The 25837-nt window shown below is 60.8% G+C and carries 25 protein-coding genes and 2 pseudogenes; 11 read left to right on the top strand and 16 right to left on the bottom strand.

The genetic code is table 11. From position 1 onward, the window contains the following. The first annotated feature begins 93 nt into the window (after positions 1–93). A complete protein-coding gene (locus tag M1R55_RS25285) occupies positions 94–1317 on the top strand; it encodes a cytochrome P450 (protein WP_249396063.1) in 1224 nt (407 codons plus the stop codon). Between the two features lie 4 nt (positions 1318–1321). Here M1R55_RS25285 and M1R55_RS25280 read toward each other — a convergent pair whose 3' ends face one another. Then, entirely contained in the window at positions 1322–3187 is a 1866-nt protein-coding gene (locus M1R55_RS25280; protein ID WP_249396062.1) for an ABC transporter ATP-binding protein, read from the bottom strand. A 71-nt stretch (positions 3188–3258) separates the two neighbouring features. Next, complete coding sequence (locus tag M1R55_RS25275) at positions 3259–4227, bottom strand: transcriptional regulator (RefSeq protein ID WP_249396061.1); 969 nt, start codon at positions 4225–4227, stop codon at positions 3259–3261. Positions 4228–4508: 281 nt separating this feature from the next. Here M1R55_RS25275 and M1R55_RS25270 point away from each other — a divergent pair, with 281 nt between their 5' ends. The 5 genes from M1R55_RS25270 (at position 4509) to M1R55_RS25255 (ending at position 8746) form a co-directional block, all read left to right on the top strand. Then, complete coding sequence (locus M1R55_RS25270) at positions 4509–6365, top strand: glycoside hydrolase family 2 protein (protein ID WP_249396060.1); 1857 nt, start codon at positions 4509–4511, stop codon at positions 6363–6365. A 183-nt stretch (positions 6366–6548) separates the two neighbouring features. Next, positions 6549–6911, top strand: a complete 363-nt coding sequence (locus M1R55_RS32455; RefSeq protein ID WP_371827319.1) for a transposase — start codon at positions 6549–6551, stop codon at positions 6909–6911. Continuing rightward, positions 6908–7390 (top strand): IS110 family transposase, encoded by a 483-nt coding sequence (locus M1R55_RS25265; RefSeq protein WP_249396059.1) that lies wholly within the window; start codon positions 6908–6910, stop codon positions 7388–7390. Before M1R55_RS32455 ends, M1R55_RS25265 begins: the two co-directional genes overlap by 4 nt. 6 nt (positions 7391–7396) lie before the next feature. Further along, positions 7397–7933 carry a transposase gene (locus M1R55_RS25260; RefSeq protein WP_249396058.1) on the top strand — a complete coding sequence of 179 codons (537 nt, stop codon included), beginning with the start codon at positions 7397–7399 and terminating at the stop codon, positions 7931–7933. Positions 7934–8134: 201 nt separating this feature from the next. Then, the gene (locus M1R55_RS25255; RefSeq protein WP_249396057.1) at positions 8135–8746 is read left to right on the top strand and encodes an NPCBM/NEW2 domain-containing protein; all 612 of its coding nucleotides are present in this window, start codon (positions 8135–8137) and stop codon (positions 8744–8746) included. Here M1R55_RS25255 and M1R55_RS25250 read toward each other — a convergent pair. From M1R55_RS25250 to M1R55_RS25240, 3 genes and pseudogenes are all read right to left on the bottom strand, one after another. Further along, the gene (locus M1R55_RS25250) at positions 8727–9389 is read right to left on the bottom strand and encodes a transposase (RefSeq protein ID WP_249396056.1); all 663 of its coding nucleotides are present in this window, start codon (positions 9387–9389) and stop codon (positions 8727–8729) included. The two genes, M1R55_RS25255 and M1R55_RS25250, sit on opposite strands and share 20 nt — an antisense overlap. A gap of 15 nt (positions 9390–9404) precedes the next feature. After that, positions 9405–9821: an IS110 family transposase gene (locus tag M1R55_RS25245; RefSeq protein ID WP_249396055.1), complete on the bottom strand. Its 417-nt coding sequence runs from the start codon at positions 9819–9821 to the stop codon at positions 9405–9407. Positions 9822–10341: 520 nt separating this feature from the next. Continuing rightward, positions 10342–11047: pseudogene (locus M1R55_RS25240) on the bottom strand (IS6 family transposase). A 199-nt stretch (positions 11048–11246) separates the two neighbouring features. Between M1R55_RS25240 and M1R55_RS25235 the strand changes: the two are divergent. Continuing rightward, positions 11247–12623 carry an IS701 family transposase gene (locus tag M1R55_RS25235; RefSeq protein ID WP_249396054.1) on the top strand — a complete coding sequence of 459 codons (1377 nt, stop codon included), beginning with the start codon at positions 11247–11249 and terminating at the stop codon, positions 12621–12623. A gap of 111 nt (positions 12624–12734) precedes the next feature. Here M1R55_RS25235 and M1R55_RS32450 read toward each other — a convergent pair whose 3' ends face one another. Further along, a complete protein-coding gene (locus M1R55_RS32450; RefSeq protein ID WP_371827318.1) occupies positions 12735–13043 on the bottom strand; it encodes a hypothetical protein in 309 nt (102 codons plus the stop codon). Between the two features lie 192 nt (positions 13044–13235). Between M1R55_RS32450 and M1R55_RS25225 the strand changes: the two genes are divergently transcribed. Beyond that, a complete protein-coding gene (locus tag M1R55_RS25225; RefSeq protein ID WP_249396053.1) occupies positions 13236–15371 on the top strand; it encodes a PQQ-dependent sugar dehydrogenase in 2136 nt (711 codons plus the stop codon). A gap of 126 nt (positions 15372–15497) precedes the next feature. Continuing rightward, entirely contained in the window at positions 15498–16205 is a 708-nt protein-coding gene (locus M1R55_RS25220) for an IS6 family transposase (protein WP_249396052.1), read from the top strand. Positions 16206–16241: 36 nt separating this feature from the next. On the opposite strand, the pseudogene M1R55_RS25215 reads toward M1R55_RS25220, so the two are convergent. From M1R55_RS25215 to M1R55_RS25195, 5 genes and pseudogenes are all read right to left on the bottom strand, one after another. Further along, a pseudogene (locus M1R55_RS25215) lies at positions 16242–16991 on the bottom strand (IS701 family transposase); the annotation flags it as partial. Positions 16992–17093: 102 nt separating this feature from the next. After that, on the bottom strand, positions 17094–17942 hold the full coding sequence (locus M1R55_RS25210) for an SDR family oxidoreductase (protein WP_249396051.1): 849 nt from the start codon (positions 17940–17942) through the stop codon (positions 17094–17096). An 85-nt stretch (positions 17943–18027) separates the two neighbouring features. After that, positions 18028–18441, bottom strand: coding sequence for an Rrf2 family transcriptional regulator (locus M1R55_RS25205; protein ID WP_249396050.1), 414 nt, complete (start codon positions 18439–18441; stop codon positions 18028–18030). Positions 18442–18649: 208 nt separating this feature from the next. After that, positions 18650–19126, bottom strand: a complete 477-nt coding sequence (locus tag M1R55_RS25200) for a hypothetical protein (protein ID WP_249396049.1) — start codon at positions 19124–19126, stop codon at positions 18650–18652. Between the two features lie 453 nt (positions 19127–19579). Beyond that, positions 19580–21160 carry a choice-of-anchor I family protein gene (locus M1R55_RS25195; RefSeq protein ID WP_249396048.1) on the bottom strand — a complete coding sequence of 527 codons (1581 nt, stop codon included), beginning with the start codon at positions 21158–21160 and terminating at the stop codon, positions 19580–19582. Positions 21161–21287: 127 nt separating this feature from the next. Here M1R55_RS25195 and M1R55_RS25190 point away from each other — a divergent pair, with 127 nt between their 5' ends. Further along, the gene (locus M1R55_RS25190) at positions 21288–22481 is read left to right on the top strand and encodes a transposase (RefSeq protein ID WP_249396047.1); all 1194 of its coding nucleotides are present in this window, start codon (positions 21288–21290) and stop codon (positions 22479–22481) included. Positions 22482–22520: 39 nt separating this feature from the next. On the opposite strand, the gene M1R55_RS25185 is transcribed toward M1R55_RS25190, so the two are convergent. The 5 genes from M1R55_RS25185 to M1R55_RS25165 form a co-directional block, all read right to left on the bottom strand. After that, positions 22521–23072: a hypothetical protein gene (locus tag M1R55_RS25185; protein WP_249396046.1), complete on the bottom strand. Its 552-nt coding sequence runs from the start codon at positions 23070–23072 to the stop codon at positions 22521–22523. A 394-nt stretch (positions 23073–23466) separates the two neighbouring features. Next, positions 23467–23742, bottom strand: coding sequence for a hypothetical protein (locus tag M1R55_RS25180; RefSeq protein WP_249396045.1), 276 nt, complete (start codon positions 23740–23742; stop codon positions 23467–23469). A 180-nt stretch (positions 23743–23922) separates the two neighbouring features. Then, entirely contained in the window at positions 23923–24132 is a 210-nt protein-coding gene (locus M1R55_RS25175) for a hypothetical protein (RefSeq protein ID WP_249396044.1), read from the bottom strand. A 24-nt stretch (positions 24133–24156) separates the two neighbouring features. Next, positions 24157–24516, bottom strand: coding sequence for a hypothetical protein (locus tag M1R55_RS25170; RefSeq protein WP_249396043.1), 360 nt, complete (start codon positions 24514–24516; stop codon positions 24157–24159). Between the two features lie 132 nt (positions 24517–24648). Further along, positions 24649–25215, bottom strand: a complete 567-nt coding sequence (locus tag M1R55_RS25165) for an NPCBM/NEW2 domain-containing protein (protein WP_249396042.1) — start codon at positions 25213–25215, stop codon at positions 24649–24651. Positions 25216–25414: 199 nt separating this feature from the next. Here M1R55_RS25165 and M1R55_RS25160 point away from each other — a divergent pair, with 199 nt between their 5' ends. Then, positions 25415–25825 carry a transposase family protein gene (locus M1R55_RS25160; RefSeq protein WP_249396041.1) on the top strand — a complete coding sequence of 137 codons (411 nt, stop codon included), beginning with the start codon at positions 25415–25417 and terminating at the stop codon, positions 25823–25825. Positions 25826–25837 lie beyond the last annotated feature (12 nt).

Raw genomic sequence — 25837 nt, 5'->3', positions numbered from 1 at the left:
AAACGTTCATCCCCACCATGATCGGCCCCACTACTCTGGGGACGCTGACCGCTCTGGCTCCGGCCCAAACAGCGGTTTTTCAGAGGAGCCTCTATGACCCACACCGATTTAAACGGCCCGAATTCGGGCGGCGGTTGCCCGTTTCATCAAGGCTCGTCGCCTGCGTTGACCAACAAAGCCCCTGCCCCAGCAGCCGAGATTCAAATAGACGAAGGTGGCGTATACCGCGTGCAGGGCTTCCTGGCGGCGCGGGAAGTATTGCGGGCGGAGGGCGTGCGGCAGGCTGGCTTCATGGCCGAAACGGTCAGGGACACCGGGCTTCTTAAGAACCAGCCCGTGCTGTTTGCCGAGGGCGAGGAGCATCACGCGATGCGCCGCGATACGGCCCGCTACTTTACGCCCACGCAGGTGGCCGAGTACCAGCCGATGATCGCGCGGCAGGCCGACGCCCTGATGGCAGAACTGGCCCGTGCTGGCGAGCTGAATCTGGACGACCTGAGTCTGAAATTGGCCGTGCAGGTGGCTGCCCGCGTGGTGGGCCTGACCAGCAGCCGCGCGCCCGGCCTGGAGCGCCGCGTCATGGCCTTTGTGGAGGGCGGCGGCGACAGCGAACCGGGCAAAGCGCAGGAGCGGGGCCGCATCCAGGGGCTGAAACAGCAGGCCAACATGGCCCTGTTTTTCTTGCTGGACGTCAAGCCCGCAATTCGGGCCCGTCGCAAAGAGCGCCAGGACGACCTGATCAGTCACCTACTTGACCGCGATTACAACGACCTCGATATTCTGACCGAATGCCTGACCTACGGCACGGCGGGCATGGTCACGACCCGCGAATTTATCAGCGTAGCGGCGTGGCACCTGCTGCAAGATGAGGTCTTGCGGGCCGACTATGTTCACGGCACCGAGAAGGAACGGCACGCCATTTTGCACGAAATCCTGCGGCTGGAACCGGTGGTCAGCACCCTCTACCGCCGCGCCGAAACCGACCTGATGGTGGGTGAACAGGCCGTACCCAGAGGCAGCCTGCTGGCCCTGAACGTGCAGACCGCCAACCTCGACGCGGGCGTGATCGGAGACGCGCCGGAAACGCTGTGTCCAGGCCGCACCCTGCCACGCGGCGTGCAGGCGCAGGGCCTGGCCTTTGGCGACGGCCACCACCGCTGCCCCGGCGCGTTTCTGGCGATCAAGGAAAGCGACGTGTTCCTGCGCCGCCTGCTGATCTGGAAAGATCTCCGGATCGTTGCGCCGCCCACCGTCAAGGTCAACGAGGTGGTGAAGGGCTACGAAATTCGCGGCTTACGGGTGAGCCTGGGAAGGTAAAGCCTCAGACGCTCGGCACGGGTTCCGGCTCGCTGGCCGCGTAGCCCCGCGCCTGAAGGTCATACAGCGCCGCGTACTTGCCGCCCAGCGCCAATAATTCCTCGTGGCTGCCTGATTCGACGATCACGCCTCCTTCCAGCACGATGATTTTATCGGCCAGACGCACGGTGGAAAAGCGGTGGGAAATCAGCAGGGTGATGCGGTCTCCAGCCTCGGCCCGCAGCGCCTCGATGGTTTCAAATTCAGCGCGGGCATCTAAGGCGGCGGTGGGTTCATCGAAGACCAGCACGGACGCGGCCCGGAAATACAGCCGTGCCAGTGCCAGCCGTTGCCACTGCCCGCCCGACAGTTGCCGCCCGCCCTGGAACAGCCGTCCCAGCGGCGTGTCCAGCCCTTGCGGCAGCGTGTCGACGTAGCCCGCCCCCGCCTGCTCCACCGCCCGTTCAACCCCGGCGGCGTCCCCCAGGCGGCTCACTTCGGCAATCGCCACGTTTTCGCGGGCACTCATCTGGTACTGCCCAAAATCCTGAAAAATAATGCTCATCTGCTGCTGCACGCTGCGCGGCGAAAAGCGGGCGGCGTCCTGGCCGTTGAGGAGAATGCGGCCCCCGGACGGCTCGAACAGGCGCGTGAGCAGCTTGACCAGCGTGGTCTTCCCTGCCCCGTTTTCGCCCACCAAGGCCAGCGCCTCGCCGCGCCGCACGGTAAAGTTCACGCCGCGCAGCACGTCGCGGTCGGTGAGTGGGTAGCGGAAGCCCACCTCCTGAAACTCGATGGTGTCGATGTCGCCCTGCCAGACCTCGCCCGCCGAGAGATCACGGTCTGGAAGTTCCAGAAAATCGAAGAGGTTACGCATGTACAGCAGGTTCTGATAGATGCCGCTGACGCCGTTCAGCAGGCCCGCCACCGTGGACTGCACCTGCGCGATGCCCAGCACGAAAATGCTGAAATCGCCCACCGTGATTTGCCCGGCAGCGGCGCGGCGCAGCACCAGCGCACTCGCCAGCCCGATCAGCAGGGCCGACCCCAGCGAGGCGGCAAATCCCCACGCGGAACGGCGGCGTACTAACGTTTCCAGTTGCACACGGAAGCCCAGATAGTACTCACGCCAGCGCCTGAGCAAGTAGGGTTCGAAGCCGAACAGCCTCACTTCTTTGACCAGGGTATCGGAGGTCAGCAGGCTGCCGAGGTAATTTTGCACGCGGGCGTCGTGGGTCTGGCGGCGCAGCATCTGATAACCCGCCACGCCGAATCGGTTACTGATAATCACGCCGGGTAGGCTCGCCAGCAGCACCAGCGGGAGCACCCACAGCCCCAGACTCGCCAGCAGCGCCCCCACCGACGCCAGCGTCACGGCGGCTCCAGCGAGGCCCACCAACTGGGTCGCTACCCCCAGCGGGCGCGAGCCAACTTCACGGTACGCCTGCTGCAACTTGTCGTAGGTCTCGGCGTTCTCGAAGGCTTCCACGCTCAGGCCCGCCGCTTTGTCCAGAATCTGACGGCTCACCGCATGTTGCAGGCTGTCGCCCAGGAGTTGCTGAGAGGCGTTTTGCACGGTAGACAGCAGGCTGCCGAGCACCACCAGGCCCACCTGCACCGCCAGCAGCGTCAGCAGGGCTTGAAAGGTCACGCCGCCGCCTGAAGCCTGCGCGACTTCATCGAGCAGCAGTTTGCCGATATACAGGTTGGCGGCAGGCAGCACACTGCTGAGTAAGGTGGTCAGCGCAAAAATGGTGCTGTGGCGCGGGCTGGCCTGCCACACCAGGCGCAGGGTATGCAGCAGGTCGGCGGTGCGTTTACTGAGTGCCACTGCTTCCCCGGAAGGCGGCGCAGGGGGCGGGCGGAAATCGAAACGGGGCGGGGCAGTCATCTGGGGCGAGTGTGGCGCTTGGGTGGGGGTGGGGATAGTGGGGTGGTCTTCAGTTGGGGCGGCGAAGGCGCTTACCGCAGTAGGGCTGCACGTTCGCCGTCGGGGAAGGCGTAATGCAGGCGCATCAGCAGGTCTTGCGGGTGGTTGCCGAATTTGCGCCCAAACAGGTTCATGCCGCCCAAGTTCTGTGCGTCCGGTTTCACGCCTAGCCGAACCGTCAGGTGGGTGCGGCCCGGTACCTCGATCTGTCTCACCACCACGCCCGAAAGCGGCTGCCCATCTATAAAGCTGCCTTCCGAGCTGACCGTCCATTTTTTCAGTTGCCCGTGCGTGGTCTGGTCTACGTCCCACCAGGGCGGCATAAAGCGGGCGGGCACGCCGCCAAAATCGGCGGGGCTGGTAAAGGTGCCGACTTCCACGTCGTTGATCCAGAGCGTGATGTCCGAAGGCCAGTCGAGGTCGTAGTTGGGCGCTTCCGAACACAGCTCGGCAGAAAATTCCACGCGGGTGAGGCGGCTTCCGAACGGCACATTATTGGGGAAGGCGTATTCTACGAAACCTCTTTTGAACCACAGAATCTGAGCAAACACGTGATCCGGCTCAAAAAAGCTGCGCGGGTCGTCAATCATGCCGATATAGCGCGTATCAGAGGCAATACCGCAGGTCGCCACCGCTTCCAGATGGCGGTAGTTGCCGATGGGCATCCGGATTTCCACCATATCTTCGGCGGCGGCGGCCTCTACCGCCACTCCCGGCAGGCGAACCAGCACCTCATCGTAGCGTTTGGACACCAGCTTCTGCGTGCCGTGCGATCCCGGCACATACTCTACTTGCAGCAGCCCAGCCTCTACCAACTGCTTGATATTCAGGCTGACCGTGGAATGCGGCAAATCCAGCGCCGCCGTCAGTTCGGCCACGTTCATCACGTTATGGGAGAGCAGGCTCAGGATCATCACCCGCGTTTCTGAACTCAGTACCCGGAACAGCCTTGTGGCCGATTCGGACTCCACCTCCAACACACGTTTTCCAGAGACAGCCATACCACTCCTTCGTTTACATCCATTTCTCTAGACAGTTTGACCCAAAGAGCATAACAGAAATATAGCGTGCTGGCGGGTCTAGAGGAGCGTCATCTGGATCATGCGCGTTATTTACATCCGGTTCAATTGACTTATACCAGAGGGAAGAGTACGCTTCAGAAGTCCAAATTGGCTTTCGCAAATTTCGGGACTTTCAGAATGTGCTAACATTCTGGCCGTCCAGCCTTTCACCCTGTCCTGGGTTCTGGAGGTCTATGCACCCATCGTTTCATCCTCGGCCCATGCTCGAACGTGCCCACTGGCACAGCCTGAATGGGGTCTGGCAATTTGCATTCGACGACGGCGGGCAGTGGCAGACGCCCCAGCAAGTCACTTTCGACCAGACCATTCAGGTGCCCTTCCCTCCTGAAAGCTCCGCCAGCGGCATTCATGATCCCAGCTTTCACCACACCCTCTGGTACCGCCTGAACGTCACGCCTGAGCTTCCGGCGGGTGTAGACGCGGCCAGCCAGCGCCTGTGGCTGCACTTTGGCGCGGTGGATTATCAGGCGGCGGTGTGGGTCAACGGGCAATTGGTCGCCACGCACGAGGGCGGGCACACGCCGTTCAGCGCCGATCTGACGGGCGTATGGGTGCCCGGCCAACCCGCCGAGATCGTGGTGCGGGCCATCGACGACCCCCAAGACCTCGCCAAGCCGCGCGGCAAGCAGGACTGGGAAGCCGAACCGCACGAGATCTGGTATCCGCGCACCAGCGGTATCTGGCAGACCGTCTGGCTGGAATTCCGGCCCCAGACGTCGGTGTCTTCGCTGGTCTGGACGAGCAACGTCGAACGCTGGGAAGTGGCGCTGCAAGCCCGTATTCAGGGGCCGATCACGGCCGAGACGCGGCTACGGGTACGCCTGGAAGTAGACGGGAAAGTCATCGCCAACGACGACTACGAAGTGCTACACGCCGACGTGTCGCGCACGCTGACGCTGCGGGATTTCGGTATTGATGCCGCACGCCGCTTCCTGCTGTGGACGCCGGAACATCCTCAGTTGATCGGGGCCACGCTGGAAGTCGTGCAGAACGGCGAAGTGGTAGACCGTGTGCAGAGCTATACGGCGATGCGCTCGGTGGCGGTGGACGCCCAACACTTCCTGCTGAACGGGCGGCCTTACCCCCTGAAGATGGTGCTGGATCAGGGCTACTGGCCCGAAGGCCTGATGAGCGCCACCGACGAGCAACTGCGCCGCGACGTGGAACTGACGCGGCTGCTGGGGTTCAACGGCGCACGCAAGCATCAGAAAATAGAAGACCCGCGCTACCTGTACTGGTGCGACGTACTGGGCCTGCTGGTCTGGGAAGAACTGCCCAGCGCCTACATTTTTACTGCTGAGGCCTCCCGCCGCCTGACGCAGGAATGGGTGGAAGCCATCGAGCGAGACCGCTCTCACCCCTGCATCGTGGCCTGGGTTCCGTTCAACGAATCGTGGGGCGTGCCCGACTTGCCCCTCGTACCGGCCCAGCGCGACCTCGTGCGGGCGCTGTACCACCTGACCAAAGCGCTGGATCCGACCCGCCCGGTCATCGGCAACGACGGCTGGGAATACGTGGTCACGGACATTCTGAATATTCACGATTACTCGCACGTGCCTCAGAAACTGCTGAACCGGTACGGAACGCCCGAAGCCCTGCAGGCCAGCCTGAATCAGGTGCGGCCGCACAAGCGCCTGATCGCGCTGGACGACACCCGGATCAAGGCTCCGGCCATGCTGACCGAGTTTGGCGGCATCGCCTTTACGCGGGAGGACGACGACCTCGGCTGGGGGTACAACCGCAAAACCGACGCACAGAGTTTTCTGAACGAGTACACGGGCCTGCTGGCTGCCGTTCACGAATGCACCGGACTGGTGGGCTTTTGCTACACCCAACTGACCGACACCTTTCAGGAAAAAAACGGCCTGCTCTACGAAGACCGCACGCCCAAAGCCGATATGCGGGTGCTGGCCGCTGCCAATCGGGGCGAGCGCAGCGCCTTGGACGTGGAGAAAGAAGGGCAGCTGGACGATATGGGCTACGACTCCGTATGGCGCAAGAAACGCCAGCACGCCGAACAGGTTGCGCCTCCGCTTGTCCACTCCTCGGCAGACTGACACCACCCACACCCACTTCCACCGGCACATTTGCCCTGTTCGCTCCCGGCATTCCGCCCCTAATTCCGCGTTTTAAGGAGCACCATGAAGCGTACCCTGATCGGTTTTTCTCTGCTGGCCGCGTCTGATGTTTGTAGGGGTTGGTGAAGGGTAAGTTCAGTGTGATCCACACTGGAGGACAGTATGTCCGTACCCAAGCAGAAATCCACCGCTGAGCTCAAGAACGAAGCGGTCCGGCTGGTTCGCACGACTGGAAAGAGTTGCGCTCAGATTGCCCGCGACCTTGGCGTTCCCTCTCACTACGTCGTCCGGTGGAAGCAACAGCAGGACCACCAGACCGCCGCTGGCCGCCCTGCTTTCACTGGGCGGGGGATCCCGCCCTTTCACCACAGGAGGCTCGTCCTAAAGAACTGGAACGGGAGCTGGAAACTGTACGGCAGGAACGGGATATCTGAAAAAAGCATTCGCCTTCTTCGCCAAGCAGCCCTGATCTTCAACTTTGCGGGTGGTGGTTCGGCGCCAGATATCTGCTGGAGGGCCTCATGATCATTCTTGGACTTGATCCCCACCCAACGACCCATACCGCCGTCGCTCTCGATTCGCGTGGAGTTACGCTTGACAGCCTCAGCGTCAAGAACGACTCCGACGGTCTCCACCAGTTATGTGCTTGGTCTGCTCGTTTTGAACCGCATTGTTGGGCGATTGAGGGCGCAGGCAACCGGGATGTGGCTCCCCTGCTGGCCCTGCTCTTCGCCAGGAATCAGTTGGTGTATCACATTCATCCCAGCCTGACCAGCCAGTACCGAGCGCGTCGGGGGAAGAAGAACGACCTGGTCGATGCCGAGAACGTTGCTCGGGTGCTGCTGGCCAATCCAGAACTTCCGCGCTACCAGCTCAGTACGCAGCGCACCCGCTTGCAAGAGTTGTCCCGCACGCGGGACAAGCTCGCTCAGCAGCGCAAGGCGAATCAAATGATGCTCGAAGCGCTCCCTGACACCACTGCTGCCTCGCTGAGCACCGCCTGAAGGGCGGTGCTGACCTCTCTCGAAGCCGCATTGAAAGAGCTGGAACACGCCATGGCGATCCTGGTCGCTCAGGTCGCCCCCACCCTGTTAACCTTGCAGGGGATCGGCGTGGTGATGGCCGGTACCGTACTGGCCGAAATGGGTGACATCAAGCGGTTTGAGACCGTCCATCACTTTGCAAGTGATTGCGGCGCGGCGCCAGTCGAGCGAGGGAGTGGGAAGAATACGCGCTGGTGCGTGAACGTCGGTGGCAACCGACAGCTCAACAGGGTGCTCCATCTGATGGCCTTGACGCGCCTGCGCTGTGATGAACGAACGAAAACATTCGTGGCCAAGAAGGAACAAGAGGGAAAAACGAAACGCGCGGCACTTCGCGCACTCAAGACCCACTTGGCTCGCGAGTTGTATCGAACCTTGCAGGCCAGCCATGTTGGCGGCCCCATCCCAGCCCCCTCTGAGGATCTTTTTCCCCGTCGACTTGACATACCAGGTTCGGGTACTGAGGGCAATCACATCGAAAAAACTCGTAAAGCTGCCCAATAGAGAGGGAAACGTATGAATTCCGAGCAATAGACGTACAGATTGTGGGGTTGTGACTGTACGGGGATCAGAGGGAACCCATATGAGAAAAACATGTGTATTTATTCACACTTTTGAACTGGACTGGGGGTTGCCAGACTTTATCCTGAATCGTTCCCGCTGGTTCGTTCCCTCATTCCTCACTGTGCTGGATTTGGAGCCGCTATGCCGTATACCCTGCCTCGTCTGCTGATCGGTCTAAGCGTTCCACTCCTGTTGTGGGGCTGCGGTCAGCCCACTAGTCCCAAAGAGCTAGAGTCCTACGACAACGGTCAAAGTTATCCATGGTCGCAGACTGGTGCGCTGGCCCCACAATCGCTTACCCCAGGGATCAATACCTTGCAATACGAGACGGCCACCTTCGCCCGCAATGGTTGGGGGCCGATAGAACGCAACCGCAGCAATGGCGAGCAACAGGCAGGCGATGGGCGGCCCCTCAGCCTAAATGGCCGGGTCTACGCTCAGGGATACGGCGTTCATGCGGGCAGCGAACTGCGCTTCAACCTCAAAGGCACAGATGGCGCACAATGTACGGAATTCACGGCAGACGTAGGCATTGATGACGAAGTGGGAGGCAGGGGCAGCGTTATCTTTAAAGTCCTGCTCGACGGCCAACTCAGATTGCAAACGAGCCCACTGACAGGGAATGATCTCAGCCCGTCGATTGGAATCGACATCAGCGGTGGTCAGGAGTTAACCCTGATCGTGCAGTCATCTGATGACAGCATCGACTATGACCATGCAAATTGGGCTGATCCTAAGATTTACTGCACCTGACTGTTGACCGCCCAAACTCATGGTCTTCCACAAGCTTAGCGCTCGCCTGAATCCTACCTTCTTTTCCGGCAGCTAGGTTAAGGGGCTCAGTACCCGAACCTGGTATGTCAAGTCGGCGGGGAAAAAGATCCTCAGAGGGGGCTGGGATGGGGCCGCCAACATGGCTGGCCTGCAATGTTCGGTATAACTCGCGAGCTAGGTGAGTCTTAAATGCTCGAAGTGCCGCTCGTTTCGTTTTTCCGTCTTGTTCCTTCTTGGCCACGAATGTTTTGGTTCGTTCGTCACAGCGCAGGCGCGTCAAGGCCATCAGATGAAGCACCCTGTTGAGCTGTCGGTTGCCACCGACGTTCACGCACCAACGCGTGTTCTTCCCGCTGCCTCGTTCAACTGGGGCAGCACCGCAATAACTGGCGAAATGATTGACATTCCCAAACTGCTGGATGTCACCGACTTCGGCGAGCACAGTGCCTGCCAGCACGACACCGATCCCCTGCAACGTCAAGAGGGTAGGGGCCACCTGAGCGACCAAGGTTGCCATGACGTGTTCCAGCTCTTTCAACGCTGCTTCGAGCGAGGTCAGCACGGCCTGCAGGGCCGTGCTGAGCGAGGCGGTCGTCGTGTCTGGGAGCGCTTCGAGCATCATCTGGTTGGCCTTGCGCTACTGAGCGAGCTTGTCCCGCGTGCGGGACCATTCCTGCAACCGGGTGCGCTGCGTGCTGAGCTGATAAGGCGGAAGTTCTGGATTGGCCAGCAGCACCCGAGCGACGTTCTCGGCATCAACCAAGTCGTTCTTTTTCTTGCCCCGCCGTGCACGGTACTGACTGGTCAAGCTGGGATGAATGTGATACACCAACTGATTCCTGGCGAAGAGCAGGGCCAGCAGGGGAGCCACATCCCGGTTGCCTGCGCCTTCAATCGCCCAGCAGTGCTCTTCGAACTGCACGGACCACAGCCACAACTGGTGGAGACCATCAAAGTCGTTCTGGACGCTGAGGCTGTCCAGAACGACACCACGCGAATCGAGAGCGACGGCCGTGTGGGTGGATGGGTGGGGATCAAGTCCAAGGATGATCATGGCGTCCTCCAGCAGATTTTGGCGTTTCACCACCACCCGCGCAGGTCTGTTCTGGATGGGGCTCGGAGGCAGCCTGATATCAAGCGAAGAGCCGTGGTGTCGTGCCGTTGAGAAAGAGAACGCGCAATTCGGGTACAAGCGCTCAGCGCAGACACTTTGAGGGCGACGCTCTCTCCTCACCTTATTTTTGACATACAGACAGTTTTAGGGGGCTTGAAAACCCGCGCCCTACACGGCAGAACAGAGCGCGTCTCCTGTTGCCCTGCAATCCCTTGCGCGTTGTGTCGCCGCACACTTCCTGGAGTACCGGAAAAATCAGGTTGAAGTCCTAGCGCTGATCGCCCTCGCCATTCACCCAGACGGGCGCAAAGAGCAGGTGCGCCTACCGGGAGGGGATGAGCGGCTGAGTGCGCTGCAGGGCGCGGTCGGCGGCTGGATCAGCTACTTTCCGGAAGGTTTTCACGGGTTGTGTTGCCTTAACTGGTCTCACGGCAGACTGATGACAGGGGTGGTCTGAGACTCAGACCACCCCTGTCGCGACCGTGAACCACGTCTGGAACGCTTGATTTTGGTTGCTTCTTCGGGTTGTGGCGAGAACGCTGGTGCGGGAATGATGGTGAAGATTGGTGATCCGGGCGTGCAAGCGCAGAAATTCCTGCGCTCGTTTTCTCCTCTTGAAGCCCTGCTGGCTTCGCTCATGACGTCGTGTAGAGCGATGTTCTTGCAAGGTGACGTTGTTGCACCGGGCCGTGGACATCACCTGCTGGTGGTCGACGTCAGCCAAGCTCGGGATCTCCCGGATCAAGGCTCCGTCACTCCTGAGCTGGTCCGTATGAATGACCTCTGGGACGTCATACTCACCCAGGAGTCGGGTCAGGAAGGTCTTCGCAGCTTCCGTGTCCCGATGTCGCTGAAGGAGAATGCCCTGCACGAAACCGTGCTCGTCGACGGCCCGCCATAACCAATGCCGGACGCCGTCAACGCTCGTACAGACCTCATCCAGATGCCAGCGGGAACCCCGGCGGGGTTCCCGCTGGCGCAGGCCTTCTGCGAAGAGCGGGCCGAATTTGATCCACCATTCGCGCAGCGTCTCATGGCTGACCCTGATGCCGCGCCCGTGCAGCAATTCTTGAACAGCTCTGTCGCTGAGCAGGAAGCGGTGGTACAGCAGCATGCTGGATGATGATCACCCTGAAACGGTGTCGGTCGGGCTTGGCATCGGTCACGGATGGTCACCCTACCCCAGTCCGGTTAAGGCAACACAACCCCTTGAAGGCATTGAAGGCACGCCTTCGGGTCGGTTGGCAGCGCGTCCGGTATATCCGGCTGCCAAAACAGCTGCTTCACAGCTACCTTCCATCGTAAACTTCAGCCGAAGTCAATAATGGTACTCCGTTGACTCATGGAACGGGTGCAAGCTAGGGAATGGACACCCAGCAGCTCATTCCTGAACCGTTGGAGCAGTATTGCCAGTTGTTCGACGCGGCGTTTACGCGTCCCACACAGCAAGCCACGTTTCGAACGTATCTGCAAGGTCTACTGTTGGGAACGGAACGTCACAAAACGGCGACGGGACTCGCGAATACTGAACCGGGTCAACCAGGCAGCCGACACAAAGACGCCCAGCGTGTTCAGTGGTTTTTGTCTGAGAGCACCTGGGATCCGGAAGAGTTGAATAACATGCGCTTAGCCCTGCTGCGAACGCTGACCAGCACCGCGCCGTGTGACGGCGCGGTGCTGGTGATTGACGAGACAGGCGACCGGAAATACGGGACGCACACCGCGCATGTGGGTCGGCAGTACTTGGGAAGTTTGGGTCAGGTCGACTCAGGCATCGTGACCGTCCATGTGCTGTATGACACGCCACATGCGTATGTCCCCCTCAAATTTGTGCCGTATATACCAGCGCATCATTTTGAACGCAAGACCAATGATCCGGCATTTAAAACCGAACCCCAACTTGCCATTGACCTGATTGATGCGATCCGGGCCGATTGGCCGTATCGGGCTGTAGTTGCGGATAGCTTCTACGGGCGCAACGAGGTCTTCCAGACCCACTTGATCCGTCAGTTCATTCCCTTCGTGCTGGCCCTGCCCGCATCCCATACGTGGTGGCATACCGCAGACCAGCCGGGGAGTGTTGAGGAACTGGCGCTGCACGCAGCGCCAGAGGCCTGGCAGCCTCTCCTGCGCACGTATGCCGATGGACATCAAGAGGTCAAATGGGTCGCCGAGCTTCAGGGCGGCCCCTTTGGGCCGCTCCAGACCTTTCGGCTGATGGTGGTCACGCCGGATCCGGTGAAGTTGCCGGAAGAGCGCACGGAATACCTGATTTCTAATCTACGTACGGATGACCAAGACACGATGGTGTGGCACGCCAAGACGCCAGCGACGCTGTTGGAGATTGCCTTGCTGTACGCCCGGCGGCCTCGAATTGAACAGGCCTACCGCGAGGTCAAGCAGCATGGAGGCTGGACACACTGTCAGGCACGCTCAGACTTAGCCCTCCGACGCCACTGGAACCTCGTCTGCGTCGCGTTCTGTTTCTTGTATTGGGAAGCGTCACAGCTAATAGATGAAGATCCCACGATAGGGCCGCACGACGATCACCCACCCTCAGCGGCGGCTGTTCAGCCGCCGACTTGGAGTGCCGCTCTACGTCGTGTCCGTTGTTATTTGGAACCCTTTGTCTGGATCTGGCGAGCGTGGCGTGCCTTCACCACAGCTGAGCCACCCAAGATCCTGCTCGCGTTGCTCAGGTCTGTGGCGCAAGGGCAGCCCCTCTCTCTCTACGTTACCTAAATGCCGTCCACAAGGGCATTCTTCTCAAGAGTCAACGGACTACCAATAAGTTGCCAGAACCGTTAACAGACGTTTGAAGAATGACATCGCTGCCGAGGTGTCTCGGTGCCGCTAGAGGAACACGTCAAGTGCAGCTCCGTATTCGTCAATGGTCCACCAGAGCCAGTGAGTGACCCCACCGACGACATGCATGTTGTCCAGATGCCACCGGAAACCCTGGTGGCGCAAGTTCTGGGCGAACTCGCTCCTGAAATTGATGCACCAGGTGCGGATAGATTCGCGGGAAACCTCGATGCCACGCTCGAAGAGCAGTTCTTCTCCGTCCCGATAACTTAAGGTGTACCGATGGGAGAGCCAAACGGCGTGGCCAATGACTAAAAGCGGGAATCGGTACTCTGGAAGCTTTTGGTCGGTCAGCACGGCTTCACCCCACACCGACAACTTGCCAGAACCTCTGATACTCTTACGTTTGTGGCCAGCACAACAGAACCTCAGCAGGTAACCCTATCACGCAAGGCTCGGGAAAAGTAGAGTAAAAGCGCCTGATTCGTCAGCGCCGCATAGGCCGCTGACGGGTGCAATCACCTGTTGTCCACACAAGGAGAGTGCAACATGTTGAGTCAGTCTGGTGCCTTGAAAAATTTGGCAACATTGCTATTCTTAGCACCGCTATTGGCCTCGTGCGGCGGTGAACGCAGCGACTCCACTGCCGATCCTAGCAGCAGTACCCCTGCCGCGCAAAGCAACTCGGCGCAGATACAGGCGGCGGCGTTGGCGGCTACCCTGCGCAGCGGCCCGACCAACTTGTGCCTGGGGGTTGCCAACGGCAGCACCCAGGTGCGCACCCCTACTCAGATTCAGACCTGCGACAGCAGCCCGGGCCAGCAGTGGGAATTCACTGCGGCGCGCGAGTTGCGCACATTTGGCGGTAGCCGCTGCCTGGATGTGCGCGGCGCGAGTACTCAGCCGCAGGCGATCGTGCAGTCCTACTCCTGCAATGGCGGTGCCAATCAGCAGTGGTCCTTCAAACCCGACGGCACGGTCGTGAGCGTTCAATCGGGGCTGTGCCTAACCGTCCTTGGCGGCGGTACAGCACCGGGCACCGGGACCGACACGTGGCCTTGCTCCTCAGGCATTGCCCACCAGAAATGGTCGCTTCAGGGTGTCAACACTGATACGCAGGCACCGGCGCCGCCGAGCGGGTTGAAGGCGTCCGGCTTGAGCTGCAACGCCGTGACCTTGTCGTGGGCGGCTTCATCCGACAACGTTGGCATCGCTTTCTACGACATCTACAACAACGGACAATTGCTGAAAACGGTCGGCGGCTCCACGCTCAGCACCACGCTTGGCTTAAGGGAGGGCAGCCAGGTGGGGCTATACGTCAATGCGCGCGACGCTGCGGGCAACGTGTCGCAGGCCAGCTTGACGCTGCCAGTCTCGGTACCGCCGTGCGTGTTGGACAACCAGGCCCCCACGGTGCCGACCGGCTTGAGAGGCGTGGCCACGGGTACCACGGTGGCGTTGAGTTGGACTGCGTCCACCGACAATTTGGCTGTCGCGGCCTACGATATCTACCGCAACAACAACAAAGTCGGCAGTACGGCTAACCTGCTGTTTACCGACAGCGGTCTGGCCGCCAATACAACCTACCGCTACGCTGTGGCGGCGCGCGACGCTCAAAACAACGTGTCGGCGCTCAGCACAATCACCAGCGTAACAACCGGCAGCTCATGCACCAGCGCGGTGTGCTTGATGGTCGAGGTGGCCAGGGACACAGACCTGCCTTGGGGCATCGCCAGCCTGACCGACGGAAGCATCCTCTACAGCCGCCGCGACGCCAAAGATATTGTGCGGCTCAATCCGACCAATGGCAGCAAGACCATCGTCGGCACGGTGCCGAACGTCGATCTCACTGATGGCGAAGGCGGCCTGCTTGGCCTAGCGGTGTCGCCCAACTTCCCAGGCACCGATCAGTGGCTCTACATCTACCACACCAGTGCAAGCGACAACCGGATCGTTCGCATCAGGTACGTGAACGGCAGTTTAGACACCAACAGCCTACAGGTGCTGATCAAGGGCATTGGACGCAATAAGTTTCACAACGGTGGTCGTTTGAGGTACGGGCCGGACGGCAAGCTCTATGCCACCACAGGCGACGCGCAGAACGCTCAGTTCGCGCAAGACCTGAATAACCTGGCCGGCAAGGTACTGCGGCTCAATCCGGATGGCAGCGTTCCCTCGGATAACCCCTTTGCCAACAGCTATGTCTGGAGCTATGGCCACCGCAACCCGCAGGGCTTGGCCTTCGATTCGAGGGGCCGCCTGTGGGCGCAGGAGTTCGGCAATAGCGCGCAGGACGAGACCAACATGATCAAAAAAGGTGGCAACCACGGCTGGCCCACCTGCGAAGGTACCGTCTCGCAAGGGGGCGAAGGCTGCGCGACGGCAGGCTTTGTCGCACCAAAATATACCTATCCTACCGCTGAGGCCTCGTGCAGCGGCATCGCGATTGTCCGCGATGTGCTTTACGTGGCTTGCCTGCGCGGCAAGCGCGTGTACCGCCATGTCATCAGCGGAGACAGTCTGACCAACACGCAACAACTGTTCTCGGATACCTACGGACGCCTGCGCACCGTCGAACCCACGCTTGACGGCGGCCTGTGGATGAGCACATCCAATACAGGTGACAAGGACAGCATCGCCAGCAACAGCGATGAGCGGATCTTCAAGATCAATCTGGGCAATTGAAGTCGGCAGCCAGGGTTGGCTGACCGCTTTGTCCCAAGCTTGACGTTTCACCTTATGGACGGCGTTGCTGTGGAGGATTCTGGCAGGTTGTGTTGCCTTAACCGGACTGGGGTAGGGTGACCATCCGTGACCGATGCCAAGCCCGACCGACACCGTTTCAGGGTGATCATCCAGCACACAGTTTGGCTCTACCACCGCTTTCCGCTCAGCGACAGAGCTGTTCAAGAATTGCTGCACGGGCGCGGCATCGGGGTCAGTCATGAGACGCTGCGCGAATGGTGGATCAAATTCGGCCCGCTCTTCGCAGAAGGCCTGCGCCAGCGGGAACCCCGGCGGGGTTCCCGCTGGCATCTGGATGAGGTCTGTACGAGCGTTGACGGCGTCCGGCATTGGTTATGGCGGGCCGTCGACGAGCACGGTTTCGTGCAGGGCATTCTCCTTCAGCGACATCGGGACACGGAAGCTGCGAAGACCTTCCTGACCCGACTCCTGGGTGAGTATGACGTCCCAGAGGTCATTCATACGGACCAGCTCAGGAGTGACGGAGCCTTGATCCGGGAGATCCCGAGCTTGGCTGACGTCGACCACCAGCAGGTGATGTCCACGGCCCGGTGCAACAACGTCACCTTGCAAGAACATCGCTCTACACGACGTCATGAGCGAAGCCAGCAGGGCTTCAAGAGGAGAAAACGAGCGCAGGAATTTCTGCGCTTGCACGCCCGGATCACCAATCTTCACCATCATTCCCGCACCAGCGTTCCCGCCACAACCCGAAGAAGCAACCAAAATCAAGCGTTCCAGACGTGGTTCACGGTCGCGACAGGGGTGGTCTGAGTCTCAGACCACCCCTGTCATCAGTCTGCCGTGAGACCAGTTGAGGCAACACAACCGTTGGGCGACGTCGGCGACCTGGAGTTGTGCAGGCCCGTTCTGGTTCCAGACCCACACGTGAGGATTCGAAGCGGTCGCCAGGACATACGGGTGTTGACGCTGTTCCAGGAAAGTGCGGACGTTGGAGGCCGAGTACCCTGCGTCGCCGGTGACCCAGGCAGCGTGCACGCCACCTTCAGCATGGCTTGCGCGAGTTGTGGTGTGGTGGCGGCCGGAACGGTCTCGGGAATCTGAGCTGCGGCACACCGGGTAGGATTGAGGGTCCAGCTCTTGGGCAAAAAGAGCTCGCGGTCGATCAGGGCAGTGCCATGAGGCGTGGCGTAGGCGAGGAAGACCCCGATTTGACAGTGTTCAACTCGCCCCGCAGTGCCGCTGGGCACCGGCGGATTGGGTGCCTTTCGTGAGAAAGCCCGTTTCGTCGAGGATCAGCACGGCTTCGGGGGTCTGAAGGTGCTCAAGGACGTACTCGCAAAGATCGTCACGAACGACCTCCGCATCCCTCTGCGCCGTGGACAACAAGCGTTGGACGCCAAAGGGCGTGCGCTCACCGATCTGCTCCGCAATTTGCCAGCCGTTCTTGCGCTCGACCGGGCTGAGGAGCGCTTGCAGGTCCGCCAGAGCACGCTGGCGTTGTTCGCTGCGGGTGAAACGGGGCGCAATCCGCTGGTGGAGCACGTGGAGGTCAGCCCACCAGTGATGGGGTTGAGCCAGAGGAGAAGAGCTCGACATCCCTCACGCTCTTAATTGCAACTGCAGTACTAAGGAACCCAGAATCTTTGACACAGATTCCGGGTTCTTTTTAGTATTTAGCGTTGCTCCAACATCAACGGCTTAAGCCAATGCTGCTTTCACCGCTTCTTTCAATGTCGTGGTCGGGCGTCCGATCAAGCGGCTCAGGTCGCGGCTCTCGGTGTACAGATCGCCCTGTGCCAGACAAACGTCGGAGTTGGCCAGCATGTCGGCCACCACGCCGGGCAATCCCACACCGCGCAGCATCTGGGCGTAGGTCTCCTGCGGCATGTCTTGGTAGGTCACGGGGCGGCCACTCTGGGCCTGCACTTCGGCGGCCAGTTCGGTCAGCGTGAAGGCCTCGTCTCCGCCCAGTTCGTACACAGCGTTATCGTGGCCCGGTTGGGTCAGCACGGCGGCGGCAGCGGCGGCGTAATCGGCGCGGGCGGCGGCACTCACGCGGCCTTTTCCGGCACTTCCGGCAACGGCTCCGTGTTGCACGGCCTGCGCTGGATTGTAGTTTTCCATGTACCAGCTGTTCCGCAAGAACACGAATGTCAAGCCCGATGCCCGAACCAGTTCTTCGGTGGCTTTGTGGTCGGCAGCCAGAGAGAGTCTGGACGTATCGGCCCGCAAAATGCTGGTGTAGGCCAACAGTTTCACTCCGGCCTGCTTGGCAGCTTCTATGACGTGGCGGTGCTGGCCCACACGGTCGGCAAAGTCGCTGGACGACACCAAGAGCACTTTTTCAACGCCTTCTAGCGCGGTCTTCAGAGTCTCTGGCTGGGTGTAATCCGCCCGGCGCACCTGCACGCCAAGAGCCGAAAGCGAAGCGGCCTTCTGCGGATCGCGCACCAAGGCCACGATGTCCTGAGGGGCAATGCCCTGATCGAGCAGAGCGTAAACGGTCAGTTGACCGAGGTGTCCGGTGGCTCCAGTAGTGGCAATCATAAAAACTCCTGTTGGACCCAATGCAGGGCAGAGAGAGGGCGGCAGAAAGGTGTAGATAAATTACTTACATCTTGCCGAAAAAAAATCAACTGGCTTGCTGATGCACGGCGCGGGTGATGTCGGAGAGCATGACTTCGGCCAACCGGGATTCGAGGGCGGCCTGCGCCTGCCCGTACACTTCCTCTAACGCGCGCTGAATACCTGCTCCCACTGGGCAAGCCAGATTGGGATGTGCGTGTACCTTCAGCACCGAGTCGGGTGCGTTTACGGCGCGGTACACGTCCAGCAGGCTGATCTGGTGGGCGGGCCGGGTCAGCTGTGCCCCCGAAACTCCACGCTGAGTGGTCAGGAGTCCGGCCTTTCGCAACAGCCCCGTAACGCTACGGATCACCACGGGATTGACGCCCACGCTCCCGGCAATTTCGGCTGAAGCCCCCGCCCCAGACGAGGAGTCGAGGAGGGTCAGGATATGGACGGCAATGGAATATTGACTGTTCACTGGGTGGCCCTCCACTTGCCTTGTCACTATTTTACTTACATGTGCCGAGATGTCAAGGGGCTGCCCTGCATAGGCGACAACAGAGCCACAACGGTTCTGAACGGGCGTCGCCAGACACCGCCAATGATCTGTACGGCTGAAGGCCGAGGGAAATTCCGTGTTGACTGCGTCACCCATGCCAGGATTTCCATACTGTTCGTACTCTGGCTTAGCCCACGAAGCTCTTCATCAGCTTGGGGAGAGTGCGGCCCAGGGCCCGCAGGTACACGCTGGCTTTGGCAGCGAAAATCAGCACCGATTCGCGGTAGGTGTGAAAGCTGATTTCCACCGTGTAGCGCGGCGACATCTGCCCGCGTGGCTCGTGGGGCCGCGACAGGTCTTCATTACTCAGGGCGTCCAGCGCTTCAAACATTTCGGTGTCCAGCTGGGCAAACCACTCCTGAATCTGCGCGGTGGTTCGGATTTCTTCGGGGGCCACCACATCAAATTTCAGTTTAAGCGTTCGGAACGACTCGGCGTAGGCCGCCTGAATTTCGGCCTGTTCCAGCAACAGGCGGCGCAAGGTCAGGGCAGTCCCGCCGGGACTGAAGTCCAGATTAGCGTCCGTGATTTCACCGAAAACAGTGTCGCGCAGGGTATGGGTCAGGTCGATCAAGTGGGCGCGTTGCTCGGTCAGTCGGTTCATGTGACGCTCTCCTTGTGATGCCTCTCAAAGGTTATCCGCCAAAAGAAATCCATGCTGAGCTAGTAGGTTTTTGACGTAGCCCACCTTAACATTTTGTGTCAAACGTAATCATAGACCGCCCCGACAAGGCCTCATGTCGTGGCGTTACCGCCCGCGCCGTTAACGGGCTGCGCAGCCCAGTCTGGTTCATAGATGCCCACTTGGAGCAGTCGTCCGAATTACAGCGTCGGTACAAAGCCTCCTGAAGCCTGATTCTCTCAATGCTCTAATTCCTGACTGGGGGCGAGTCGCTGGGCGAGCGAGAACAGACAGACGGTGCCGGTGGGGTAAAGCGCGGCAGACAGGGTGGGCCACATGATTCCGCATTCGTCCGCCGAAGCCAGCCAAAACGGCCCACCCTGCGGCTATTCGGCGCGGGATGGGGCCGTTGCAGTTCCAGCCTACTGCTTTACTTCACTTGCTCTGAAGCGCCTTACCCACGTTGATCAGGCTGACCGATCCTGCGGGGTCCACCGTGTAAGCGTCGTTCGGCTCGCCCTCGTTGGCGACCAGCAAGAGCGAGCCGTTGGGCGTAAACGTGAGCATGTCGGGCAGCGCTCCCACAGTGACGGCGGGGGCGCGTTCGGTGCCGTCGCTGTTCAGGAAGGCCACTTTGCCGGGGTTGGTTTTCACGGCGTCTTGCACGGCGACGGCCACCACACCATTGTGCACCGTGACGCTATTGGCACTGGATCCGTATTTGCTCAGATCGGCCGCGCCCACGAGTGCAGGCTTGGCGGGGTCGACAATCGTCAGAATATCCAGCCCACCCGTCGCCCCGTTCACGACGAACAGGCGCTTGCTGGCCGGATCGTAGGCGGGAATCTCGGCTGCACCCCTGTCGAACGCGAAAGGCGTGACCTGGTGGCGCCCCAGCAACGTCAGGTTGCCCGAATCGGCCACGCTGTAGAGGGTCGTGGAACCGCTGACCTCGTTGGCGACGACCAACATGTTGGTGCCGTTGGGACTCTCGGCGGCGGGAATAAACAGCAACCCTTCGGGGCCGAGGTCGCCTGCCAAACCACTGTTCGGGGTGGCGGTGGTCGTTACGGTATTGGCATAGGCCACAAACGCTGGGGCTGCGGGCGTACTCACGTCCAGCACCATCACGCCGCCGGTGCGCTCCAAGCCCACAAATGCCAAGGTCTTCCCGGCCACTTGGCCCACCGTGACGCCTTCGGCTTCCGGGCCTTTGTTGTCACTGCGGGTGTCGCGGGTGCTGCCCGTGCCATTGGAATTGAAGCTGGAAGGCGTCAGTTCCGCCGTTTTGCGTTCGAACAGGTCGCCCGTGTCGGCCACGCGGGTCAGGTCGGACTTCCAGACCGTCATGCTGCGGCCCCCAAACGACACCAAACGGTCAGCGTCGCCGTCTCCATCGGTGTCGGCATCGACTCGGCTGACCAGCAGTCGGCCCAGCGCGGCATCTTTTTGCAGATCGGCAGCGTTCGGAAAGGTGGCCGCGTCCAGCTTCAGGTCAGACACTTTGGTGGCGTCGGCAAAGGCCGTGTACTCACGGGTATCGCCCTCGTTGGCGGTCAGCAGGTACGTTTGGCCTCCGCTGGCAAAGCTGGCGATAGCATCGGGCATATACGCGCCCTGCACAGGCCAATTCTGAATGTTGATGCCGCCGTCCCGGTCACTGGCATCCAGGCCCATGCCCGCCGCCGAGTGGTCTTTGAAGCCCAGCGATTTCAGGCCCGCCCAGGTTCCGGTGGTCAGGTCGAGGGTGGCTACCGCGTTGCTCTCCTGCACGGTGATGTAAGCCGCCTTGCCGTCCGGCGCAACCGTGATGTATTCGGGTTCGGCGTCTGTGGACAGCAGGGCGCTGGGTGTGCCGCCGCGCAGCTTCAGCGTGGACTGCTGGGCATCGAAGCCTTCAAAGCCGAGGGTCGTGACCAGCGGGAAATCGGGCGTGTTCGGTTGCATGCAGGCGGTCAGGGCAGCGCTGAGGGTTAGGGTCGCCAAAGCCAGCCGCGCAGGAGCAGAAAGTCTCATGCAGCCCGGTCTATCAGGAGAGTTTCAGCGGGCGGTCAAGCCTGCGTTTGCCGATCTTGACCCACCCTATCTGATGGCCTGACACAATTTATGAGAAAGCGTCCCCGGTAGGGGACACTTTCTGTTTGTGAAGACCGAAAATGCCACCGGGGACGCCCCCCGACTGTACCAAGCGATCCTGCCCCACCTCCACCCCGCCCTGTGGAACGACGTCCGCAACGCCCGTACGCTGGCCTGGATGGTCAGCGGCTTGGTGCTGTCCCAGAGCGTTTCCATTCCCTCCTGGCTGCCGCACATCCACTCCCAGGCCACGGTCGCCCAGAGCACCGAACGTCGCTGCCGACGGTGGCTGGAGAATCCAGCCATCGCCCCTGGCAGTGTGTATGGCCCCCTGATTACCCGAGCCTTGCGGGATTGGGGCCCGCATTCCCTGACGCTGGCGCTGGACACCAGCATCCTGTTCGGACGCTTCTGTCTGATCCGGGTGGCCGTCCTCTACCGGGGACGCGCGGTACCGCTCGTCTCCCGCGTCCTAGAGCATGCCAGTGCTCAGGTCGGCACCGAACAACTCCTGCCTGTCCTCGCCGAGGTCAAAGGCCTGCTGGATTTTCTTGGGCTGCACGATGTTCGACTCCTGGCGGATCGGGGTTTTTGCGACACGGCCTTGATGGGCTGGCTCCGCGTCTGCGGATGGCACTTCCGCATCCGCATCAAATCGAGCCTGATTCTGGCCGCTCCAGACGGGCAACGGGTCTGCACCATCGGGGAAATCAAACTCGCAGCGCGCGAAACGCGCTGCTTCCACAACGTCACGATCACCGGACACCGATTTGGGCCGGTGGATGTTTCTGGCCGTCCCACGGACGGCCCAGAGCAGTGGCAGGTGGTGAGCGATGAACCCACCAGTCGTGCAACGTTTGCTGAGTACGGCGAGCGCTTCCAAATAGAGGAAGGATTCTTGGATGATAAGAGTGGCCTCTTCGGTCTGGAGGACTCCAAACTGCGTGATGCCGCCAGCCTCGAACGCCTGATCCTGGTGATCTCTGTGGCCACGCTCCTGCTCGTCTCCGAAGGACTCCAGCTCGTGCAGCAGGGTGTGCGCAGAACCATTGATCCCCATTGGAACCGCGCCCTGAGCTATTTGAAACTTGGTTTACGCGGCGTCCACTTCGCGCTGAGCCGGGGGCAGGCAGTACTCAACCGCCTGACGCTCCAAGGAGGCGCCGATCCGGCGCCTCCCGGACGTCGCAAGAAATCGCATGTCAGTTCTGTGGACGCTTTAGAAGGCGGCTGGGTGCTCAGATTTCGCTCTCCCTCATAAATTGTGTCAGGCCGTCAGCCCACCCTATTCAATCAGCCCCTACTCAATCGGCTGGATTTCCGACAAGGTGGTCGACGCCGACTCGATGCGCTGCTGACGCAAGTTGCCGAGGTCTTGGGCATTCACGGCGTGTTCGGCCATCACGATAGTTTGGCACAGCAGCATCAGCGAGCCGCCTATGCTGGGCTTCAGCACCCGTACACCCGCCGCGCTCAAAATCACGCCCTGTTGCCCATCTGTCAGAATCAGGACGTGTGGCCCCACCAGCAGCCCAGCTTGGTCGGGCGAGGGCCAGGTGCGGGCGCGGCAAGCCATCAGTTCTTCGCGCCAACTGTCGGTCATGACTTGTTCCGGGTCACTGTGCGGGGGCACCGAGGGATCGGCAGCGTCAGCGTGGGCCTGCGCGGTCACGGCCTCGATCACGCGCCGGAGTTGCTCGCCGGAGAGGGCCACCAACTGTTCGACGATGTCGTCAGTAGGCAGTTCCTCAACGGCCTCTGCACCGCTGGGCAGGGCCAGCAGCAGCGCCACCATTTCGGCTATATCAGCGGCAGGGTCAGTGAATTGCAGGTGTGCTTGGGCATTCTTCACGGGGGAAACCTCCTGAACTCGGCGGGCCGACTGACTGGCCATCACCGCTTATAGGGCGCACGATACCGCTTGTGCGCTCAGAAGGTGACACCTGAGGGGGATTTCGTTCCATTTCCGCCCGCCGAAGAACCCCACCAACGGCGCGTCCAGACCACAGAGTCCGTCCTATCTTCTGGCCGCGACTGGTCGGCCTGAATCCCAGAACAACGGGATTCATTCGGTATGGGGAGAATCGGGGCGGCCTGCCGTACCACACAGCCCCGAACAGCGTCACGGGTCGGCGGAAGGCGTCTGGAGAAAGCGTTAGACCGCCGCCGGTTCAGCTTGTGCTTGTTCGTGGAGGGGCGCAGGCTCTGATTAACTCCTTCAGGCCCGCCCCACAGCAACCCACGCGCTATTCCTGTGCGCCGATCCGCACGCCCGCCTGCGCGAGTTTGTCTTGCCAGCGCTCAAATTCCTGCCGTTCAGTCTCCAGGGTCACGGCTGTCCCCAAGGTGGTGGTCGAACCGGTGACGCTGCCGTTCAGTCCTGTGGCAGGCCACCAGAGTGGATTGCCTTCTACGACGCTGCCGCGCACTCTTGTCCAGCCGATGACGTTGTCGCGCACGATGTTCTGGCCGAAAATCGAGGGGCTGAGCTCGGCGGCGTGGTGGGCGTCCCACAGGTACATCCCCACATTTGGGCGGGCACGGGCGAGCCGTCGGGCAGGCGGCCACTGGACAGCACGCGGTTGTTTTCCAGAATGCTGCCCATGCCGCCCGCGATGGCAATCCCGTACTTGGAGGTGCTGACAATTTGGTTGTGGTACACGTGCGCGTACCCGTTCTTGGTGGGGTCACTGACTTTGCCGTCACCGATCATGATGCCGCCGCCCGAAAACACTCCGTCGGTGGCTGGGGCTGCGTTGTAGGCACCATGAATATCGTTGTCGTGGATTTTGATAGGGCTGGTGGGCGTGCCGCTGCTGATATACAGGATTGATGTTGTCTTCGACGCGGCTCTTGCCGGGTTCGTTGACGACCTGATTCCAGGCGATTTCGGCCCCAGCGATGCGGGTCATGTCGTTGAACTGCACAAGCTGCGCTCAGTTGAACGCCTTGTCGGAGTAGCCGCCGTTGCCGTCACTTTGGCGTCCGTCGATGTTCTTGACCACATTGCGCCGCACGGTAATTGTTTCGCCCCGCGCCGCGTCGCCCCGGTACTGGCGAATACAAATCCCGCCCGTGCCTTCCAGCAGGTTGTTTTCCATCCGCACGTCGTACACTTTTTCCAGGCTAGCAAAGCGTCCGGGACTGAGGCCTGCCACGTTAGGATATATACCGACGCCGCGAGTATTGCGGACGGTGAGGCGGCTGCGGAGGCCCTGAATCAGACTGCCGCGCCCACGAATGACGCTGTTTCCGATGATGACTGGTGCGCTGGTAGTGATTTTGATGGCAGGCACACGCGGATCAAGTGACTCCCACTGGCCTGAATAGGTGCCGCCCCGCGTGATGATCAGCGGGCCGTCAAAGGCGTTTTCGGTATTTGCTTCGGCAGTATCGCCAGGGGCGCACCCGTGCAGGGTCGGAGCCCCCTAGTCCGCATGATCCTGAGAAGACCCGTCTCCGGAAGAGGTGACCACCAATTGCAGTTCCTTTTTCCCTGCCACATCGACCACCAGGCTCTTGGCGGATTCAGCGCTGCTCATCAGGCCCGAATTGTGCACCAGTTTGCCGTCGGCCCAGACCTCAAGGGTCACGCTGCCGCCGCTGACTTCATCGTCTACTCCCACGTCGGCGCTCAAGGTCTCGCAACCCTCGCCCACACTGAACACGAGGCTGGAGGGGGCGTGAACGCCGGACCCCCGCGCATAGATTTGGCCGTTCAAGGAGAGCACCTGCCCATCTGCGGCCGTTTGCTCGCCATTGCTGAGGTCACATTCCATTGGCCCCCAACCGCTGGTGGCACTCAGCAGGTGCCGGAAGGCCAAGGGCTGTGCGCTAAGACCAAGCAACGAGTGGGCCGTCGCAGCGCCGTCATCAAGCGTTTGCACCTCCGAACCAGCAGCGCCCGGACTAAACAGTTCAGGCACCGAAGCGCAGAAAGCCAGCGTAGGGGCAAGGGCCAGCATGGACTTGGTTTGCAACGGGCGTATGTGCACGGGAAAACTCCTAAACGGCACAGCGTGATCCCATCCGGCTCGCGGCAGCCCTAAACACGGCAACTTGAGACGAACTGTGGGAAAAACAAAGGGGAAAACGGTGCCGAGCTTGCAAAAATTGCAATAGATTAGACCTCTTGCGAAAGTCGTGGGCTAAGCTGGTAGCGTGGAGCGAGACCGTCTGACACGCACGCTGAAGATGAACCGCAAGCAGTTTCGTCGACGCACCGGGGTTTCCCCGGAAACCTTTGCCGAGATGGAAGAAGTGCTGACCCTCGGCGAAGGACGGAAGAAGAAATCTGGCCGCCCAGCCGCGCTGAGCGTGGCTGAACAGCTGCTGATGACCCTAGAATTCTGGCGTGAGTATCGAACCTTTGCACACCTGGGTGACGATTGGGGTGTGCATGAAACCACCGTGCACCGCACGGTGCAACGCGTGGAAGCGGCATTGATCGCCAGTGCGCACTTCCAGATGCCCAAGAAACGCGTATTTCAGGAAGCGCAGCTCGTCTATAGCATTGTCGCGGTTGATGCTTCTGAGGTCCCGTGTGAACGGCCCAAAAAAAGCAGGGCGGTTGGTACAGCGGGAAGAAGAAGCGCCATACCCTGAAGTTTCAGGTGC

It is taken from the genome of Deinococcus sp. QL22 (assembly GCF_023370075.1).
Lineage (GTDB): Bacteria > Deinococcota > Deinococci > Deinococcales > Deinococcaceae > Deinococcus.
This window is presented reverse-complemented; position numbering and strand designations above follow the sequence as displayed.

Excerpts from the sequence above, each read along its gene's own strand:
- M1R55_RS25285 (WP_249396063.1), top strand. The coding sequence starts at position 94 with ATGACCCACACCGATTTAAACGGCCCGAATTCGGGCGGCGGTTGCCCG.
- M1R55_RS25280 (WP_249396062.1), bottom strand. The coding sequence starts at position 3,187 with ATGACTGCCCCGCCCCGTTTCGATTTCCGCCCGCCCCCTGCGCCGCCT.
- M1R55_RS25275 (WP_249396061.1), bottom strand. The coding sequence starts at position 4,227 with ATGGCTGTCTCTGGAAAACGTGTGTTGGAGGTGGAGTCCGAATCGGCC.
- M1R55_RS25270 (WP_249396060.1), top strand. The coding sequence starts at position 4,509 with ATGCTCGAACGTGCCCACTGGCACAGCCTGAATGGGGTCTGGCAATTT.
- M1R55_RS32455 (WP_371827319.1), top strand. The coding sequence starts at position 6,549 with ATGTCCGTACCCAAGCAGAAATCCACCGCTGAGCTCAAGAACGAAGCG.
- M1R55_RS25265 (WP_249396059.1), top strand. The coding sequence starts at position 6,908 with ATGATCATTCTTGGACTTGATCCCCACCCAACGACCCATACCGCCGTC.
- M1R55_RS25255 (WP_249396057.1), top strand. The coding sequence starts at position 8,135 with ATGCCGTATACCCTGCCTCGTCTGCTGATCGGTCTAAGCGTTCCACTC.
- M1R55_RS25250 (WP_249396056.1), bottom strand. The coding sequence starts at position 9,389 with ATGATGCTCGAAGCGCTCCCAGACACGACGACCGCCTCGCTCAGCACG.
- M1R55_RS25245 (WP_249396055.1), bottom strand. The coding sequence starts at position 9,821 with ATGATCATCCTTGGACTTGATCCCCACCCATCCACCCACACGGCCGTC.
- M1R55_RS25235 (WP_249396054.1), top strand. The coding sequence starts at position 11,247 with ATGGACACCCAGCAGCTCATTCCTGAACCGTTGGAGCAGTATTGCCAG.
- M1R55_RS25225 (WP_249396053.1), top strand. The coding sequence starts at position 13,236 with ATGTTGAGTCAGTCTGGTGCCTTGAAAAATTTGGCAACATTGCTATTC.
- M1R55_RS25210 (WP_249396051.1), bottom strand. The coding sequence starts at position 17,942 with ATGATTGCCACTACTGGAGCCACCGGACACCTCGGTCAACTGACCGTT.
- M1R55_RS25200 (WP_249396049.1), bottom strand. The coding sequence starts at position 19,126 with ATGAACCGACTGACCGAGCAACGCGCCCACTTGATCGACCTGACCCAT.
- M1R55_RS25195 (WP_249396048.1), bottom strand. The coding sequence starts at position 21,160 with ATGAGACTTTCTGCTCCTGCGCGGCTGGCTTTGGCGACCCTAACCCTC.
- M1R55_RS25180 (WP_249396045.1), bottom strand. The coding sequence starts at position 23,742 with ATGTACCTGTGGGACGCCCACCACGCCGCCGAGCTCAGCCCCTCGATT.
- M1R55_RS25175 (WP_249396044.1), bottom strand. The coding sequence starts at position 24,132 with ATGACCCGCATCGCTGGGGCCGAAATCGCCTGGAATCAGGTCGTCAAC.
- M1R55_RS25160 (WP_249396041.1), top strand. The coding sequence starts at position 25,415 with ATGAACCGCAAGCAGTTTCGTCGACGCACCGGGGTTTCCCCGGAAACC.